The 15,612-nt window shown below is 75.8% G+C and carries 14 protein-coding genes; 4 read left to right on the forward strand and 10 right to left on the reverse strand.

The window, feature by feature from the left end; genetic code table 11:
• Positions 1-160 precede the first annotated feature (160 nt).
• From E9549_RS12990 to E9549_RS13005, 4 genes are read right to left on the reverse strand one after another with little or no spacing between them, the layout of a single operon-like run.
• The gene (locus E9549_RS12990; RefSeq protein WP_236826962.1) at positions 161-817 is read right to left on the reverse strand and encodes a methyltransferase; all 657 of its coding nucleotides are present in this window, start codon (positions 815-817) and stop codon (positions 161-163) included.
• Positions 818-863: 46 nt separating this feature from the next.
• A complete protein-coding gene (locus E9549_RS12995) occupies positions 864-1,874 on the reverse strand; it encodes a GNAT family N-acetyltransferase (RefSeq protein WP_236826963.1) in 1,011 nt (336 codons plus the stop codon).
• A gap of 40 nt (positions 1,875-1,914) precedes the next feature.
• Positions 1,915-2,745, reverse strand: coding sequence for an SDR family oxidoreductase (locus E9549_RS13000; protein ID WP_236826964.1), 831 nt, complete (start codon positions 2,743-2,745; stop codon positions 1,915-1,917).
• Positions 2,745-4,226: an NAD(P)/FAD-dependent oxidoreductase gene (locus tag E9549_RS13005; RefSeq protein ID WP_236826965.1), complete on the reverse strand. Its 1,482-nt coding sequence runs from the start codon at positions 4,224-4,226 to the stop codon at positions 2,745-2,747. Before E9549_RS13005 ends, E9549_RS13000 begins: the two co-directional genes overlap by 1 nt.
• Positions 4,227-4,349: 123 nt before the next feature.
• Between E9549_RS13005 and E9549_RS13010 the strand changes: the two genes are divergently transcribed.
• Positions 4,350-5,003: a TetR/AcrR family transcriptional regulator gene (locus E9549_RS13010; protein WP_236826966.1), complete on the forward strand. Its 654-nt coding sequence runs from the start codon at positions 4,350-4,352 to the stop codon at positions 5,001-5,003.
• Between the two features lie 175 nt (positions 5,004-5,178).
• On the opposite strand, the gene E9549_RS13015 is transcribed toward E9549_RS13010, so the two are convergent.
• Together E9549_RS13015 and E9549_RS13020 are read right to left on the reverse strand one after the other, a co-directional pair.
• On the reverse strand, positions 5,179-5,688 hold the full coding sequence (locus E9549_RS13015; RefSeq protein ID WP_236826967.1) for a universal stress protein: 510 nt from the start codon (positions 5,686-5,688) through the stop codon (positions 5,179-5,181).
• Positions 5,689-5,786: 98 nt separating this feature from the next.
• A complete protein-coding gene (locus E9549_RS13020; protein WP_236826968.1) occupies positions 5,787-6,707 on the reverse strand; it encodes a DivIVA domain-containing protein in 921 nt (306 codons plus the stop codon).
• Positions 6,708-6,924: 217 nt separating this feature from the next.
• Between E9549_RS13020 and E9549_RS13025 the strand changes: the two genes are divergently transcribed.
• Entirely contained in the window at positions 6,925-8,106 is a 1,182-nt protein-coding gene (locus tag E9549_RS13025) for an LLM class flavin-dependent oxidoreductase (RefSeq protein WP_236826969.1), read from the forward strand.
• Complete coding sequence (locus tag E9549_RS13030; protein WP_236826970.1) at positions 8,103-8,729, forward strand: FMN reductase; 627 nt, start codon at positions 8,103-8,105, stop codon at positions 8,727-8,729. Before E9549_RS13025 ends, E9549_RS13030 begins: the two co-directional genes overlap by 4 nt.
• 68 nt (positions 8,730-8,797) lie before the next feature.
• Here the strand turns inward: E9549_RS13030 and E9549_RS13035 are convergent, their stop codons facing one another.
• The 4 genes from E9549_RS13035 to E9549_RS13050 form a co-directional block, all read right to left on the reverse strand.
• Positions 8,798-10,372: an FMN-binding glutamate synthase family protein gene (locus tag E9549_RS13035; protein ID WP_236826971.1), complete on the reverse strand. Its 1,575-nt coding sequence runs from the start codon at positions 10,370-10,372 to the stop codon at positions 8,798-8,800.
• Between the two features lie 74 nt (positions 10,373-10,446).
• Positions 10,447-11,904, reverse strand: coding sequence for a GntP family permease (locus E9549_RS13040; RefSeq protein WP_236826972.1), 1,458 nt, complete (start codon positions 11,902-11,904; stop codon positions 10,447-10,449).
• Between the two features lie 15 nt (positions 11,905-11,919).
• Positions 11,920-13,479 (reverse strand): gluconokinase, encoded by a 1,560-nt coding sequence (locus tag E9549_RS13045; RefSeq protein ID WP_236826973.1) that lies wholly within the window; start codon positions 13,477-13,479, stop codon positions 11,920-11,922.
• Positions 13,480-13,548: 69 nt separating this feature from the next.
• On the reverse strand, positions 13,549-14,880 hold the full coding sequence (locus E9549_RS13050; RefSeq protein WP_236826974.1) for a nitrate/nitrite transporter: 1,332 nt from the start codon (positions 14,878-14,880) through the stop codon (positions 13,549-13,551).
• A gap of 89 nt (positions 14,881-14,969) precedes the next feature.
• On the opposite strand from E9549_RS13050, the gene E9549_RS13055 reads away from it, so the two are divergent.
• Positions 14,970-15,599 (forward strand): TetR/AcrR family transcriptional regulator, encoded by a 630-nt coding sequence (locus E9549_RS13055; protein WP_236826975.1) that lies wholly within the window; start codon positions 14,970-14,972, stop codon positions 15,597-15,599.
• Positions 15,600-15,612: the final 13 nt, after the last annotated feature.

Raw genomic sequence — 15,612 nt, forward strand, 5'->3', positions numbered from 1 at the left:
CAGTGCTGCGGTGGGTCCCCGGCCCACCCCGGAGGGCGGCTCGGCGGCGCCCGGCGGCCCTCCCCGGTGGGGAGCGGACGACCGTCCGGGCGCAGCCACGGTAACCACCGTTATGCAGTCGTGACAATCCCCCGGCCGTCGCCGGTTCGTGAGGCGCAGCTCACGGGAGGCGCCAGACGGTGGTCCGGCGGACCGGCACGGGCGCGGTCGGCGCGGGTTCGGTGTCGGGGACGTCGTAGGTGGCGAGCGGCTCCAGCCGGTCCTCGGGCAGGTACACCCGGCCGGGGTCGCCGACGAGCACCTCGGCGCCGCGCGCCCGCGCCGCCGTCAGGAACGGCAGCACCCGGTCGGTCATCTCCCGGTCGTAGCAGACGTCACCGGCCAGGACGACGCCGACGTCCGGCGGCTCCCCGCCGAGCACGTCGCCGACCGGGGTGATGCCGGTCGCGCCGTTCCGGGCGGCGTTGACGGTGATCGCGGTGAGCGCGTACGGGTCGACGTCGCTGGCGAGCACCGCGCCCGCCCCCGCCAGGACGGCGGCGACGGCGACCAGCCCGCTACCGGCGCCCAGGTCCAGGACGGTGCGCCCGGCCACCAGCCCCGGGTGGTCGAGCACGTACCGCGCCAGCGCCTGCCCACCCGGCCAGGCCGCGGCCCAGAACGGTGGGTCGGTGGACGCGCGCCCGTGCTCGCTCTCCATCGCCTCCCAGAGGGCGACGACGTCGGCCGCGACGAGGAGCTCGACCTCGGGCACCAGGTCCGGGCGCACCGGCCGGGTGTGGGCGCTGACGAACTCCGCGGGGATGGGACGGTCCACCCCGGCAGTCAACCGCACCGGACCCCGGGTACCGGGGCCGCCCGGCTCAGAGCCGGGCCGACCAGGAGGAGAGGACGCCGGCCGGGCGGAAGCCGAGCTGCTCGTTCACCGCCACCATCGGGGTGTTGTCCTCGGCGTTGTAGGTGCTGACCCGGCGCACCTCGGGGAAGCCGGCGGCCAGCTCCCGCAGCACGGCGGCCTTCATCCGGGCACCGAGCCGGTGGCCTCGGTGCTCCCTCAGCACCAGCGTGCCGCCCTGGTGGGCGAGCACCGGCTGGGCGAGCGGGATCTGCAGGTCGGTGAAGCCGACCAGGCGCCCGCCGGCCACCGCCCCGGCGCTGAGCACCGTCCGGCCGCGGGCGAGGTGGGTCCCCTCGTGCTCGCGGATCCGGTCGCCGTCCCACTCCTCCTCCCCCACCGGCAGGTCGCCGTGCGGCGCGTCGGTGGTCATGCGCCGCTCCAGCAGGGCCCGGTCGGCCAGCAGCGGCTCGGGGGTGCGGTCCCGCCAGGTGACCAGCTCGTACCCGGCGCCGGCCGCGGCGGCCGCGTCCTCCAGCGCGGCCAGGCGGTCCTCGTCGACCGGCAGCGCCAGCTCCCGGCGGGTCTCCACCAAGTCGCAGCTCCAGCCGTGCCGCTCCGCGAAGGCCCGGCCCGGCGCCCCGGGGCCCGGTTCGTCCACCTCGCCGACGAGCAGGGTGCGGCCGAGCGCGGCGGCGAGCGCGCGGGCCTCGGCCAGCAGCGCGCTGCCCAGCCCGCGGCGCCGGGCGGCCGGGTGCACCGCCAGGTCGACCACGGCCAGCGACGGGTTGTCCTTGAGCGGGAGGACCAGCCGCAGCGCCCCGGCGACGGCGCCGTCCACCAGGACCGCCCGGTGGGTGCCGTCCCGCGAGCCGCCCGGGGCCAGGAGCTCGCGGCCGAGCGCGAGGTGCTCCTGCGCCGGGCGGGGCGGGTCGTCGGGCCGGGCGTCGCGGCCCGCGGCGGCCCACACCTCGCACCAGGAGGGGAAGAGGTCGTCGTCGGGCGCCAGCTCGACGATCCGGTGCGCGGGGTGGGTCACGGCTCCCGTTCTACCGGGCGCGGCAACCGCTTTTCGGGTCTCAGCGCGCCGGCGCCGCCCGCCGGGCCATCAGCCGCCAGTAGCTGCCGGGCAGCAGCCGGACGAGCGCGTCGGGGACCTTCGCGGTCCAGCCGATGAGCAGCCGCGGCCGGCGCCGCTCGACCGCCGCGACGATCCGCGCGGCGGCGACCTCCGGCGGGATGCGCAGCAGCTTGCTGAACTGCCTGCGCCCCTCCTCGTACTCGGCCGGCGACACCCCCGCGCCGGTCCGGGCGCTCTCGGCGATCCGGGTGCGGATCCCGCCGGGGTGGACCACCGTGACGCCGATGCCGTCGTCGGCCAGCTCGTGGCGGAGGGCCTCGCTGAACCCCCGGACGGCGAACTTGCTCGTCGCGTAGGCGACCTGCCCGGCGGGGGCGAAGATGCCGAAGACGCTGGACACGTTCACCACGTGCGCGCCGGGGTGCGCCTTCAGCACCGGCAGCAGGGCGTGGGTGAGGCGGACGACGGCGCGCAGGTTGACCGCGAGCACCCACTCGACGTCGTCCAGGCCCACCTGCTCGAAGCGCCCGCCCAGCGCGACGCCGGCGTTGTTGACCAGCAGCGTGGTCTCCGGGTGCTCGGCGACGAGGGTCCCGGCCACCCGGGCGGTCGCCTCGTCGTCGGCGAGGTCGACCACGTGCGTCGCGACCCGGAGATCAGGGTGCCCGGCGCGGATCCGGTCGGCCACCGCCGCCAGCCGGCCGGCGTCCCGGTCCAGCAGCACCAGGTGGCTGCCGCGGCCGGCCAGCTGCGCGGCCAGCGCCTCGCCGATCCCGCTGGCCGCCCCGGTGACGACCGCCGTCCCGCCGGCGAACGCGTAGGGGCCCATCAGGCCACGACCTGGCCGGCGGCGGCCGGCACGCGCGGCTGGAAGGTCATGCCCTCGTCCTCCAGGGGCCCGCGCCGCATCATGGCGACGTCCCGCAGGTAGTTCTGGTGCAGCCGCCAGGGCGCGCGCCGCCCCTGCTGCGGCAGGCCGGCGAGGCCACGCCGCACGTAGCCGGCGGCGAGGTCAAGGAACGGCGCGCCGCCACCCTCGGGCGGGGCGACCGGGGTCGCCGACGCGTAGCCGTGCGCGTCCAGGTGGTCCAGCAGGCGGCAGACGTAGCGGTTGACCAGGTCGGCCTTGAGCGTCCACGAGGCGTTGGTGTAGCCGATCACCATGGCGAAGTTGGGTACGCCGGAGAGCATCATCCCCTTGTAGGAGACCCGCTCGGGCAGCTCGACCGGCTCCCCGTCGACGACGATCCGCATCCCGCCGACCGGCAGCAGGTTCAGCCCGGTGGCGGTGACGACGACGTCGGCGGGGAGCCGCTCCCCCGAGGCCAGCTCGATCCCGTCCTCGGTGAAGCTGGCGATCCGGTCGGTGACGATCGACGCGGTGCCCCGGCGCAGCGCGCGGAACAGGTCGCCGTCGGGCACCAGGCACAGCCGCTGGTCCCACGGGTCGTAGGGCGGGTTGAAGTGCGTGTCGACGTCGAAGCCCGGCAGCTGCTTCTGCGTCAGGCGGCGCAGCAGGGAGCGCACCAGCGCCGGGCGCCGCCGGCTGAGCTGGTACAGGGCGGTGCTGGTGAGCACGTTCTTCCACCGCACCACCGAGTAGGCCGTCCGCTCCGGCAGCCGGGCACGGAGCTTCTGCGCCAGCGCGTCGCGGCCGGGCAGCGACATCACGTAGCTGGGGGTGCGCTGCAGCATGGTCACGTGCGCGGCCTGCTCGGCCAGGTTGGGGACCAGGGTCACCGCGGTGGCCCCGCTGCCGATGACGACGACCCGCTTGCCGGTCAGGTCGAGGTCCTCGGGCCAGTGCTGCGGGTGGACCAGCTGCCCGCCGAAGCGCTCCTCCCCCGGGAACTCCGGGCGGAAGCCCTGGTCGTAGCGGTAGTAACCCGAGCAGACCTGCAGCCAGGAGCAGCTGAGGGTCACCGTCCCGCCGGTGTCGCTCCGCTCCGCGGTGACCGTCCAGCGGGCCTCCGCGCTGGACCACTCCGCCCGCACGACGCGGTGGTGGTAGCGGATCCGCTCGGTGACGCCGTGCTCCCGGGCCGTCTCCTCGAGGTACCGGCGGATGGCGGGGCCGTCGGCGATCGACTCGGGCTCCTGCCACGGGCGGAAGGAGTAGCCGAGGGTGAACATGTCCGAGTCCGAGCGGATGCCCGGGTAGCGGAACAGGTCCCAGGTCCCGCCGAGCGCGGCCCGCGACTCGAGCAGGGCGTAGCTCGTGCCGGGCCGGTCGCGCTCCAGGTGGCAGGCGGCGCCGATGCCGGAGAGGCCGGCGCCGACGATCAGGACGTCCAGGTGCTCGGTGGTCATCTCGCACTCCCCGGTCCGCGCCGCCGGCCGGGCGGCCGCGGGCTGGCCCCGACGCTATCGACGCCGTGTCGAGCACGTCAACACGGTGTCGACACAGGGGCTGCCGCGGCTATCCTCCGTCCCGTGCCGACTGCCGCGACCGATCCGCCCGTCGCCGGTCGCGGCCGGCGGGCGCCGCGGCCCTCCGGGGACGACCGCGAGCTGGCGATCCTCGCCACGGCCGAGCGGCTGCTCGCCGACCGGCCGCTGGCCGCCATCTCGGTGGACGACCTCGCGCGCGGCGCCGGCATCTCCCGGCCGACGTTCTACTTCTACTTCTCCTCGAAGGACGCCGTCCTGCTCGCCCTGCTCGACCGGGTGGTCGCCGAGGCCGACACGGCGATGCGCCAGGTGTTCGACACCCCGGCGACCAGTGCCCGGGACGGCTGGGCGCGGGCGATCGGTGCGTACTACGAGACCTTCCGCGCGCACCGGGCGCTCACGGTCGCCTGGGCGCAGGCCCGCTCCACCAGCGACGAGGTGCGTGAGCTCTGGTCGTCGGTCGTCGAGCGCTGGGTGCAGCGGTCGGCCGCCGCCATCGACGCCGAGCGGTCGCGCGGCGCCGCACCGCCCGGCACCGCCGCGCGCGACCTCGCGGTCGCCCTCACCTCGATGAACGAGCGGGTGCTGTACGCGACCTTCAGCGGGGACGGGCCCGCCGTCGCCGAGCAGGACGTGGTCGAGGTCCTGCTCGGCATCTGGCTGGCGGCGGTCTACGGCACACCGGCACCGGGCTGAGCCGGCGCGCGGGCAGCAGCCGGTCCGCCCGGTCCCGGGAGGCGCCGGATCGGGGAGCCGGCGGCCTCTGGGTACCCGATGGGCCGCACGTCGCCGTCCGACCCGGCCCGCCCTGGGCCGGCTCGCTCCGCGGGGCGCGGGCGGCCTGCCCGACCGCCCGCGCACCCTGCGGACGTCACTCCCCGACGACGGCGCCCGCCTCCTCGGCGGTGAAGTCCCGCCCCCGGGCGCCGGTGCGCACGACGGTGACCGGGCAGGGGGCGTGGTGCACCAGCTGGTCGCTCACGGAGCCCAGCAGCAGGCCGGCGAAGCCGCCGCGCCCGCGCGCCCCGACGACGAGCATGCTGGCCTGCTCCGCGGCGGCGAGCATGCCGGCCACGGGGGCGCGGTGGACGACGTGCGTGGTGACCCGGCAGGCGGGGTCCAGCCCGGCCGCGGCCACGTGGGCGGCGAGCTCGTCGCGCACGGCCTGCTCCCAGTCGGCCAGCGGCGGCACGTAGCCGGGCTCCCAGCTGGCCGGCTGCGGCGCGGAGGTCATCGACCAGGCGCGCACCACGTGCAGCTCCACATCGGCGCGGCGGGCGAGCCGGCCGGCCCACTGGAGCGCCTCCTGCGCGCACTTGGAGCCGTCGTGACCCACGACGATGCCGCCCTCGACCCGAACGACCTCACGGACCTCGCTCATCGCTGACCTCCTCGTTCCCGCCCCCCGGCGCGTCCACCGACCCGGTCAGCCTCTCATCACCGGTGGCCGCGCACGTCACCGGCGCCTGCGCCACGCCGTCAGCCGACGGGCTCCGGGCGGCTGCCCAGCAGCGCCAGCTCCTCGGCCGGCGGGACGCCGACGGCCTGGAGCGCCGCGCCGATCCGGTCGGTGAGGCAGCGCAGCGACTCCCGGGCCTGGTCGCGCTGCCGGCACAGGTCCTCGACCTCCGCCCGGACGGTGGCCAGGTGGGCGCGGGCGGCATCGTCGGCGGCAACCCGCTCGCGTTGTGCCTGGTCCGCGGCCCGGTCCCGCTCGGCGGCGGCCTCGGCGGCCAACCGGTCCCGCTCGGCGGCGGCCTCGGCGGCCAGCCGGTCCCGATCCGCCGCGGCCTCGGCGGCCAGCCGGTCCCGCTCGGCCGCGGCGGAGCGCAGCAGCTCCGCCGCCTCTGCCTGCGCCTGCTCGAGCGCGGCGGCGCCCTCGGCGCGGTCCCGCTGCGCGTTGACCCGCAGCTGGTCGGCGACGTCGATCGCCAGCTCCTTGATCTCGTGCGCCTTGCGCAGCCGGGCGTCGGCCTCCAGGCGCGCGTCGGCGCGCAGCTGCGCGGCCTCGGCCTCGGCGGCATCCAGCACCTGGGCGGCCTGGTCCTCGGCCAGTCGCAGCACCTCCGCGACCCGGGCACTCACCGCCGGGCGCTCGCGGCCGGCCGGCTGCTCGGCCAGGAGCCGGCGGGAGATCTCCAGCTCGGTGCCGCAGGCGACCACGCGGTCGAGCAGGTGCTCCCGCTCGCGCTGGGCGGCGGCCAGCTCGTTCTCGGCCCAGGCGACGTAGTTGTCGACCTGCACCCGGTCGTAGCCGCGCACCGATCCGCGGAACGACGGCCCGTGGCCCAGCAGCACCTCCAGGCCGCCGGACGGCCGCGGGGTGGGGGCGGCGGCCCCGTCCGGCGGCACCTCCTCGTCCTGGACACGGTTGGCGACGAACTCGACACGCCGGAGCATCCGGATGGCCCCCCTGGGAAGTAGGTGGAGCGAATCTCCCAGAGCGCTCCCGGACGCGCGCCTCACCGTGACGGCTCCGTGACCCGTGTCGGAGCAGCTCCGGGGGTGCCACGGCAGCGCGTGCCGGGCCGGTCACGGACCGCTGCGCCCCCGCCCCTGCACCCCCGTCCGGGCGAGCGGGCATAGCCACGGGCGTCCACGCGTTGACCCGGCTGAGATGATTGCACTCTCAACCAGTTTGGAGCTCGAGATGCAGTTCGGCGTCTTCACCGTCAGCGACATCACCACCGACCCCACCACCGGCCGGACCCCCACCGAGGCCGAGCGGCTCAAGGCCGTGCTGGCGATCGCGCAGAAGGCCGAGGAGGTGGGGCTGGACGTCTTCGCGCTGGGCGAGCACCACAACCCGCCGTTCTTTTCCTCCTCGCCCACCACCACGCTGGCCTGGATCGCGGCGCGGACCACGACGCTCCAGCTGTCGACCTCGACGACGCTGATCACCACCAACGACCCGGTGAAGATCGCCGAGGACTACGCGATGCTGCAGCACCTCGCCGAGGGCCGCGTCGACCTGATGATGGGCCGCGGCAACACCGGCCCGGTCTACCCGTGGTTCGGGCAGGACATCCGGAACGGCATCGAGCTGGCCGTGGAGAACTACGCACTGCTGCGCCGCCTGTGGACCGAGGACGTCGTCGACTGGTCCGGCCGGTTCCGCACCCCGCTGCAGGGTTTCACCTCGACGCCCCGCCCGCTGGACGGCGTGCCGCCCTTCGTCTGGCACGGCTCGATCCGCTCCCCGCAGATCGCCGAGCAGGCCGCCTACTACGGCGACGGCTTCTTCCACAACCACATCTTCTGGCCCAAGGAGCACACCCAGCGGATGGTGGAGTTCTACCGCCGCCGGTACGAGCACTACGGCCACGGCGCCGCCGACCAGGCGATCGTCGGCCTCGGCGGGCAGGTGTTCATGCGGAGGAACAGCCAGGACGCCGTCGCCGAGTTCCGGCCGTACTTCGACAACGCGCCGGTCTACGGCCACGGTCCCTCCCTGGAGGACTTCAGCCGGGAGACCCCGCTGACCGTCGGCAGCCCGCAGCAGGTGATCGAGCGGACGCTGGGCTTCCGCGACTACGTCGGCGACTACCAGCGGCAGCTGTTCCTCATCGACCACGCCGGCCTGCCGCTGAAGACCGTCCTCGAGCAGCTGGACATCCTCGGCGAGGAGGTCGTGCCGGTGCTGCGCCGGGAGTTCGCCGCGCTGAAGCCCGCCCACGTGCCCGACGCGCCCACCCACGCCGCCCGCGTCGCCGCGGCGGGCGGGAAGACCGACGCCACCGTGCACGCCCCGGCCGACGACGTGACCGGCCAGGTGCGCGACGAGGTGGAGGTCCGATGAGCACCCGCACCCTCGCGGTGGTCAGCGCCGGGCTGTCGACGCCGTCGTCGACCCGGCTGCTGGCCGACCGGCTCACCTCGGCGGCGGTCGAGGCGCTGCGCGAGCGCGGCATCTCGGCCACCGTCGAGGTGGTCGAGCTGCGGCAGCACGCCCGCGACCTCGCCGACAACCTGACCACCGGCTTCGCCAACCAGGCGCTGCGCGGCGCGGTGGACACCGTCGTCGGCGCGGACGGGCTGATCGCCGTCACGCCGATCTTCTCGGCGTCCTACAGCGGGCTGTTCAAGACCTTCTTCGACGTCGTCGAGAAGGACGCGCTGACCGGGAAGCCGGTGCTGCTCGGTGCCACCGCCGGCACCGCGCGGCACTCGTTGGCGCTCGAGCACGCCATGCGGCCGCTGTTCGCCTACCTCCGGGCCACCGTCGCCCCGACCGCGGTCTTCGCGGCGTCGGAGGACTGGGCCGGCGGCGGGCAGGGCAGCGCGGCGCTCACCAGCCGGGTGCGCCGGGCGGCCGGCGAGCTCGCCGACCTGGTGGCCGGCCGCCCGCCCGCGGCCCCGGCCGACCCGTTCGCCGACCCGGCGACGTCCTTCGCGGACCTGCTCCGCGGCAGCGGCGCCTGACACGTCCGGGCACGGGGAGCCCGACCCGCGTCCGCGGCCCGGACGCAGGCAGGGCTTCCTGTGCCCCCTCAGCCGGTGGCGTCGGGCGACGGCGGGGCGCTGCCGCCCTCGGGGGCCGCGCCGGTCATCAGCGCGGTGATCGCGGCGCGGTCCGCGGCCGAGGGCAGGCCCCACCCCGGCTCGTAGCCGTAGACGTCGTGCAGCGGCGAGGACGTCGTGCGCCCGGTCAGCACCTCCACCGACGCGGTGTCGATCAGCCCGGGGTGCGCCACGCCGCACGCCTCGGCCACCTTGAGCAGGTCGCGGCGCAGCGTGCCGATGTAGTTGGCCGCGCGCACCGACTTCAGGGCCGGGTCCAGGCCGCGGGTGAGCCAGGCGTTCTGCGTCGCCACCCCGGTCGGGCAGGTGTCGGTGTGGCACTTCTGCGCCTGGATGCAGCCGATGGCCAGCATCGCCTCCCGGCCGACGTTGACCATGTCGCAGCCCAGGGCGAAGGCGACGACGGCGTTGTCCGGGAGCCCCAGCTTCCCCGCGCCGACGAAGACCACGTCGTCGGCCAGCCCGGCGCGGGCGAACAGCGCGTGCACGCGGGCGAAGCCCAGCTGGAAGGGCAGCGAGACCGAGTCGGTGAAGATCAGCGGCGCCGCACCGGTGCCGCCCTCGCCGCCGTCGACCGTCACGAAGTCGACGCCGCGGCCGGTGCTCGCCATGAGCCCGGTGAGCTCCTCCCAGAACGTCATGTCACCGACCGCGGACTTGATGCCCACCGGCAGGCCGGTCTCGGCGGCCAGGAGCTCCACCCAGTCCAGCAGGCTGTCGACGTCGGAGAACTCGGCGTGCCGCGAGGGGCTGATGCAGTCCACCCCCTCGGGCACGCCGCGTGCCGCGGCGATCTCCGCCGACACCTTGGCGGCGGGCAGCACGCCGCCGAGGCCCGGCTTCGCCCCCTGGCTCAGCTTGACCTCCAGCGCGCGCACCGGTGCCCCGGCGACGAGGTCCTTCAGCCGGTCGAGGTCGAAGCGGCCGTGCTCGTCGCGGCAGCCGAAGTACGCGGTGCCGATCTGGAAGACCAGGTCGCCGCCGTGGCGGTGGTGGCGGGAGATGCCGCCCTCCCCCGTGTTGTGCAGGCAGCCGGCCAGCGCCGCCCCGCGGTTGAGCGCCTCCACCGCCTGCGCCGAGAGCGAGCCGAAGCTCATCGCGCTGATGTTGACCACCGACGGCGGCCGGAAGGCCGCGGTCCGCCCGCGGGCGGCGCCGAGCACCTTGGCGCACGGCAGGTCGACGTCCTGCCCCGCGTGCACGTCGGTCGCCGGCACCGCCGGCCCGAAGGTGCGGTGGTTGATCACCGGGTAGCCGGCGGTGAACTCCAGGTCGTTGTCGGTGCCGAAGCCGAAGTAGTTGTTCTCCCGCTTGCTCGAGGCGTAGACCCAGCGCCGCTGGTCGCGGGTGAAGGGCCGCTCCTCGTTGTTGCCGGCGACCAGGTACTGGCGCAGCTCGGGGCCGATCGCCTCGATCAGGTAACGGGCGTGCCCGACCACCGGGTAGTTGCGCAGCAGCGTGTGCTCCCGCTGCAGCAGGTCACGGACGGCGACGGCGGCGAGCGCGCCGAGACCGGCGGCCGCGGCACGTGGGAGGAGCGCCATGCCCCACTATCGCGCGCCCGCCGGCGCGGCGCAGTCGGTGCGGCGGGCCCCCACCCGCCCCGCCGCCGCCGTCGTCAGAGGAAGAGGCTCAGCACCAGCGCGAGCACGAACCCGATCGTGCCCAGCAGGGTCTCCATCACCGTCCAGGTCTTCAGCGTCGTCTTCTCGTCCATCCCGAAGAACCGGCTGACCAGCCAGAAGCCGGAGTCGTTGACGTGCGACAGCACGGTGGCCCCGGAGGCGATGGCGATGACGATGAGCGCCAGGTCGATCGAGCTCAGCCCGTCGGTGGCCTCCACCACGGGCGCGATCAGCCCGGCCGCGGTGGTCAGGGCCACGGTGGCCGATCCCTGCGCCACCCGCAGCAACGTGGAGATGACGAAGGCCGCGACGATCACCGGCAGCCCGATGTCGCCCAGGACGTCGGCCAGCGCCGCGCCGATGCCGCTGGCCCGCAGCACCCCGCCGAACATGCCACCGGCGCCGGTGATCAGGATGATCGCGCAGACCGGGCCGAGGGCGCTGTTGACGATGGACTCGACCTCCGCGCCGCTCTCGCCGCGGCGACGGCCCAGCACCCACATCGCCACGAGCACGGTGATCAGCAGGGCGACGGGCGTGGCGCCGAGGAGCTGCCCCCACTCCACCACGAGCGACTCCTCGTCCAGCACCCCCTCGGTGGCCAGGGTGGACAGCCCCGTGTTGAGGAAGATCAGCACCAGCGGCAGGAGCAGGATGCCGACGACCGTGCCGAAGCGCGGCGGCGCCGGCCGGGTCGCGGTGCCCGCCCGGGCGCCGGCGGCGGTGGCGATCCCCGGCGAGCTGCCCTCGACCGAGGGGTCGGGGGCGTCGTCGGCGGTCCGCTGGTCGGACAGGATGTCCGGCACCGCGATGTCGTACCGGCGACCGGCCCACAGGCCGAACAGGTAGCCGCCGAGGAACCAGGTCGGGATGCCGATGATCAGCCCGAAGACCAGCGTCAGCCCGATGTCGGCGCCGACCAGCTCCGCCGCGGCCACCGGCCCGGGGTGCGGCGGGACGAACGCGTGCATGACGGCGAACGCGCCCGCCACCGGCAGGCCGTAGGTCAGCAGCGACCCGCCCAGCCGGCGGGCGACGGTGAACACGATCGGCAGGAAGACGACGAGCCCGGCGTCGAAGAAGATCGGGAACCCGAAGAGCAGCGCGGCGACGCCGAGCGCCAGCGGCGCGCGTTCCTCCCCGAAGCGCCGGATGAGGCTGTCGGCCAGGACCTGCGCCCCGCCGCTGTGCTCGAACAGCCGCCCCAGCATGGCGCCCAGGCCGACCAGCAGCGCGACGGCGGCGAGGGTGGACCCGAAGCCGGACGTCATGGTGTCCACGACGTCGCCGATCGGCACCTGCGCGGCCAGCGCCACCAGCAGGCTGACCAGGATCAGCGCGACGAAGGCGTGCAGCTTGAGCTTCATGATGAGGAAGAGCAGGACCCCCACCGCGACCGCGGCGATCAGCAGCAGCGGGCCGGCGCTCAGCGCCGGTTCGACCTCGGGCATGGCTCCTCCACGGGCTCAGGTGGATCGGGTCGGTACGTCGTCCAGTGCGTCGAGCGTGGTGAGGACGTCGACCAGGGCCGTGGTGGACCGGTCGACGAGCGGGCGCAGCTGCCGGTACACCGCCACCGCACCCGGGTCGGGCAGCACCGGCTCGCGGACGGCGACCAGCGCGGTGGCGGCTGTCAGGTCGGGCAGCGCGCCGAGGGCGTGCCAGCCCAGCAGGCAGGCGCCCAGGCCGGTGCCCTCGGGCGAGTCGGCGACCCGCACCGGCAGGTCCAGGGCGGCGGCCAGCGTCTCGATCCACAGCGGCGAGGCGACCGCGCCGCCGGTGGCCCGGACTTCGCGCACCGGCACGTCGGTGGCGGCGAAGGCGTCGCGCACCAGCGCCAGCTGCTGGCAGACCCCCTCGACGGCGGCGCGGACGAGGTGCGGGCGGCGGTGCTCGCGGCGCAGCCCGAGGTAGGCCCCCCGCATCCCCGAGCGCCACCACGGCGCCCGCTCGCCGAGCAGGTAGGGCAGGCACAGCAGGCCGGAGCTGCCGACCGGCACCGCCGCGGCCTCCTCCAGCAGCCGGGCGTCGAGGTCGTCGGCGTCCTCCCCCACCGGGCCCTCGGCGTCACCGGGCCCCGCCGCGAAGGCCTCCGCGGCCCACCGCACCACCGATCCGCCGTTGTTGATCGCGCCGCCCACCACCCAGGCGTCGTCGGTGAGCGCGTAGCAGAAGAGCCGCCGGCCCGGGTCCACCGTCGGCCGGGGGACGACGATGCGCATCGCCCCGCTGGTGCCCAGCGACACGGCGGCGACGTCCGAGCGCACCGCGCCGACGCCCAGGTTGGCGAGCACCCCGTCGGAGGCGCCGACCACCACGGGCAGCCCTTCCGGCAGGCCCGTGCCGGCGGCCACCTCGGGACGCAGGCCGGGCAGCAAGGCCGTCGTCGGCAGCACCTCGCCCAGCTGGCGGGAGCGGACGCCGGCGATGCTCATCGCCTCCTCGTCCCAGCGCCCGCCGCGGATGTCGTAGAGGCCGGTGGCCGACGCGCAGGACCGGTCGAGCACGTGCCGGCCGCCGCAGAGGGCGGCCACCACCAGCTCCTTGACGCCGCCCCAGCGGGGCACGCCGGCCACCCGCGCGGCGTCCTCCGCCCGCTCCCAGGACAGCTTCACCAGCGGCGACATCGCGTGCACCGGGGTGCCGGTGCGGGCGTGCAGGTCGGCGGCCCGGCCGTCGGCCACCAGTGCCTGGGCCCACTGCGCGGCGCGGTCGTCGGCCCAGGTCACCACCGGGCCCAGCGGGCGGCCCTCGTCGTCCATGGGCACCAGGCCGTGCATGGCCGCGCTGAGGGAGACGGCGACGACGGTGTCCCCGCGGTCGCGGGCCCGTGCGGCGACCTCGCCCAACGCCTCGACGGCGGCCGCGGCCAGCTGCCCGGCGTCGAGCTCCGCGCGGCCGGGGGCGGGCACCAGCAGCGGGTAGGCGACGCTGGCCACGTCGCGGACGCGGCCGTCGGTGCCCGCGGTGACCGCCTTGGTCGCCGTGGTGCCCGAGTCCAGCCCCACCACGACGTCCACGGGCACCCCCTGACCGGCTCGTCCGCTGGTCCGCATCGTGCCCGCGCAGGCGCGGGGCGGCAACCGGCCGGACCGTCAGCCGGCCGAGGGCCCCCCGCGCAGCCGCTGCCGGACGGCGACGTGCAGCGGCTGCAGCACCACCCCGTCGCGGGCCAGCCGCGCACGGAGCTGCCTGCGGTGCCGCACCACCCCGGCCAGCCCGATCGCCCAGAACAGGTACTGGACCGAGAACGCGGCCCGGAACGCGTCCAGGTCGTAGGCGGTGGAGGCGCCGGGGGTCAGCAGGTCCAGCACCGCGCCGACGGCCAGGATGGTCAGCAGGGAGGCCACGAAGCCGCCGACGTTGACCACGCCGCTCGCGCTGCCGTGCCGCTCCACCGGGTTCTCGGTGCGGGCGTAGTCGAACCCGATCATCGAGCCGGGGCCGTTGGTGCCCAGGACGACGACCAGCAGCACGAGCAGCGGCAGCGGGGCGCGGCCGGGCCACAGGAGCACGACGGTCCAGGCGGACGCCGTCGCCGCCAGGATGCCGAACACCAGGACGGAGCGGCGCAGCGGCCACCGGGCGCACAGCCGGCCCAGCGCCGGGCCCACGCCCATGCCGACCAGCACGAGCAGGGTGAGCAGGGCGGCCGCGGTGCCCGGCGACAGCCCCTGGCCGACGACCAGGAAGGGGTAGCCCCACAGGAGCGCGAACACCGTGCCCGAGAACTGCGTGACCAGGTGCGTGTAGAGCCCGATGCGGGTGCCGGGCTCGGCCCAGGTGTCGGCGAGCCCCCGGCGCAGCTGCGCCAGGTCCGGCACCGCCGCGCGGGTGCTCCCCTCGGGCGCGTCCCGCAGCGCCAGGAGCACCAGCAGCGCGACGAGGACGCCGGTGGCCGCGGCCCCCAGGAAGGTCGCCGTCCAGGAGGTGGTCTGCAGCAGGGTGACCAGCGGGTAGGCCGCGACGATCGAGCCGATCTGGCCGAGGATCCCGGTGAGCTGGGTGATCAGCGGCGCGGCCGACCCCGGGAACCAGAGGGAGACGACCCGGAGCACGCTGATGAACGTCATCGCGTCGCCCGCGCCGACCAGCACCCGGGCGACGACCGCGGTGGGGACGTCGGTCGCCAGCGACAGCACCAGCTGCCCGGCCGCCATGGTGACCGCGCCGGCGAGGATCATCCGCCGCGACCCGAAGCGGTCCAGCGCGACGCCGACCGGCACCTGCAGCCCCGCGTAGACCGCCAGCTGCAGCACGAGGAACAGCGACACCGCCGAGGCCCCGGCCGAGAAGCGTTCCTGCGCCTCGACGGCGGCGACGCCGAGGGACGAGCGGTGGAAGACGGCGACCGCGTACGCCAGGAGGCCCACGGCCCACATCGCGTAGGCGCGGCCCGACGGACGGGCACGGTCGGCGGAGGTCACCTGAGGAGGACACCACGACCGGGGCCCCTCTTCCCCCGGTGGCCGTGAGTTGCCTCACCGGGCCACCCGGGCCCGCTAGCCTCGGCCCGGTGGACGCGCTGGTGGACCCCGCCGACGACCCGGCCGTGGACGACGGGCACCGCCGCGGACGGATCCTGCGGGCGCTGGCCACCTGCATGGCGGGAAAGGGGTACCCCGCCACCACCATCTCCGACATCGCCCGCGAGGGCCGGGTGTCCAAGACGGTCGTCTACGCCCACTTCCGGGACAAGGAGCACTGCCTGCTCGAGCTCTACACCCGGGCCAACGACAAGGTGCTGGACCGGGTCCGTGAGGCGCAGGAGGACGCCCGCGCAGCCGGCCTGCCGTGGCGGGACCGGCTGCGCGCGGGCATCGGCTGCTACCTCCGCACGCTCGCGACCGAGCCCGCGATCGCCTGGGCCGCGCTCGTCGAGGTGCAGGCGGCCGGTCCGCGGGCGCGCGCGCTGCGCCGGCAGGTGATCGACCGGTACGTCGACCTGATCGGCGAGGTGGCCGGCGAGCTGGCGCGGCAGCACCCCGGCGAGGTGCGGCCGGTCGACCGGCAGCTGGTGCTCGCCGCCGTGGGCGGGATCAACGAGCTGATGCTCGCCCGCGTCGAGCGGGGCGACGCCGGGCACCTCGGGGACGACGTGGACGACGCGACGGCGGTCGTGGTGGGTCTGCTCGAGCGGCGCTGAGCCCGCCCGGCCG

It is taken from the genome of Blastococcus sp. MG754426 (assembly GCF_021699055.1).
GTDB lineage: Bacteria > Actinomycetota > Actinomycetes > Mycobacteriales > Geodermatophilaceae > Blastococcus.

Bases quoted from the DNA above. Each gene is read 5' to 3' on its own strand.
- E9549_RS13000 (WP_236826964.1), bottom strand. From the start codon at position 2,745: ATGGGCCCCTACGCGTTCGCCGGCGGGACGGCGGTCGTCACCGGGGCG.
- E9549_RS13005 (WP_236826965.1), bottom strand. From the start codon at position 4,226: ATGACCACCGAGCACCTGGACGTCCTGATCGTCGGCGCCGGCCTCTCC.
- E9549_RS13015 (WP_236826967.1), bottom strand. From the start codon at position 5,688: ATGAGCGAGGTCCGTGAGGTCGTTCGGGTCGAGGGCGGCATCGTCGTG.
- E9549_RS13020 (WP_236826968.1), bottom strand. From the start codon at position 6,707: ATGCTCCGGCGTGTCGAGTTCGTCGCCAACCGTGTCCAGGACGAGGAG.
- E9549_RS13025 (WP_236826969.1), top strand. From the start codon at position 6,925: ATGATTGCACTCTCAACCAGTTTGGAGCTCGAGATGCAGTTCGGCGTC.
- E9549_RS13030 (WP_236826970.1), top strand. From the start codon at position 8,103: ATGAGCACCCGCACCCTCGCGGTGGTCAGCGCCGGGCTGTCGACGCCG.
- E9549_RS13035 (WP_236826971.1), bottom strand. From the start codon at position 10,372: ATGGCGCTCCTCCCACGTGCCGCGGCCGCCGGTCTCGGCGCGCTCGCC.
- E9549_RS13040 (WP_236826972.1), bottom strand. From the start codon at position 11,904: ATGCCCGAGGTCGAACCGGCGCTGAGCGCCGGCCCGCTGCTGCTGATC.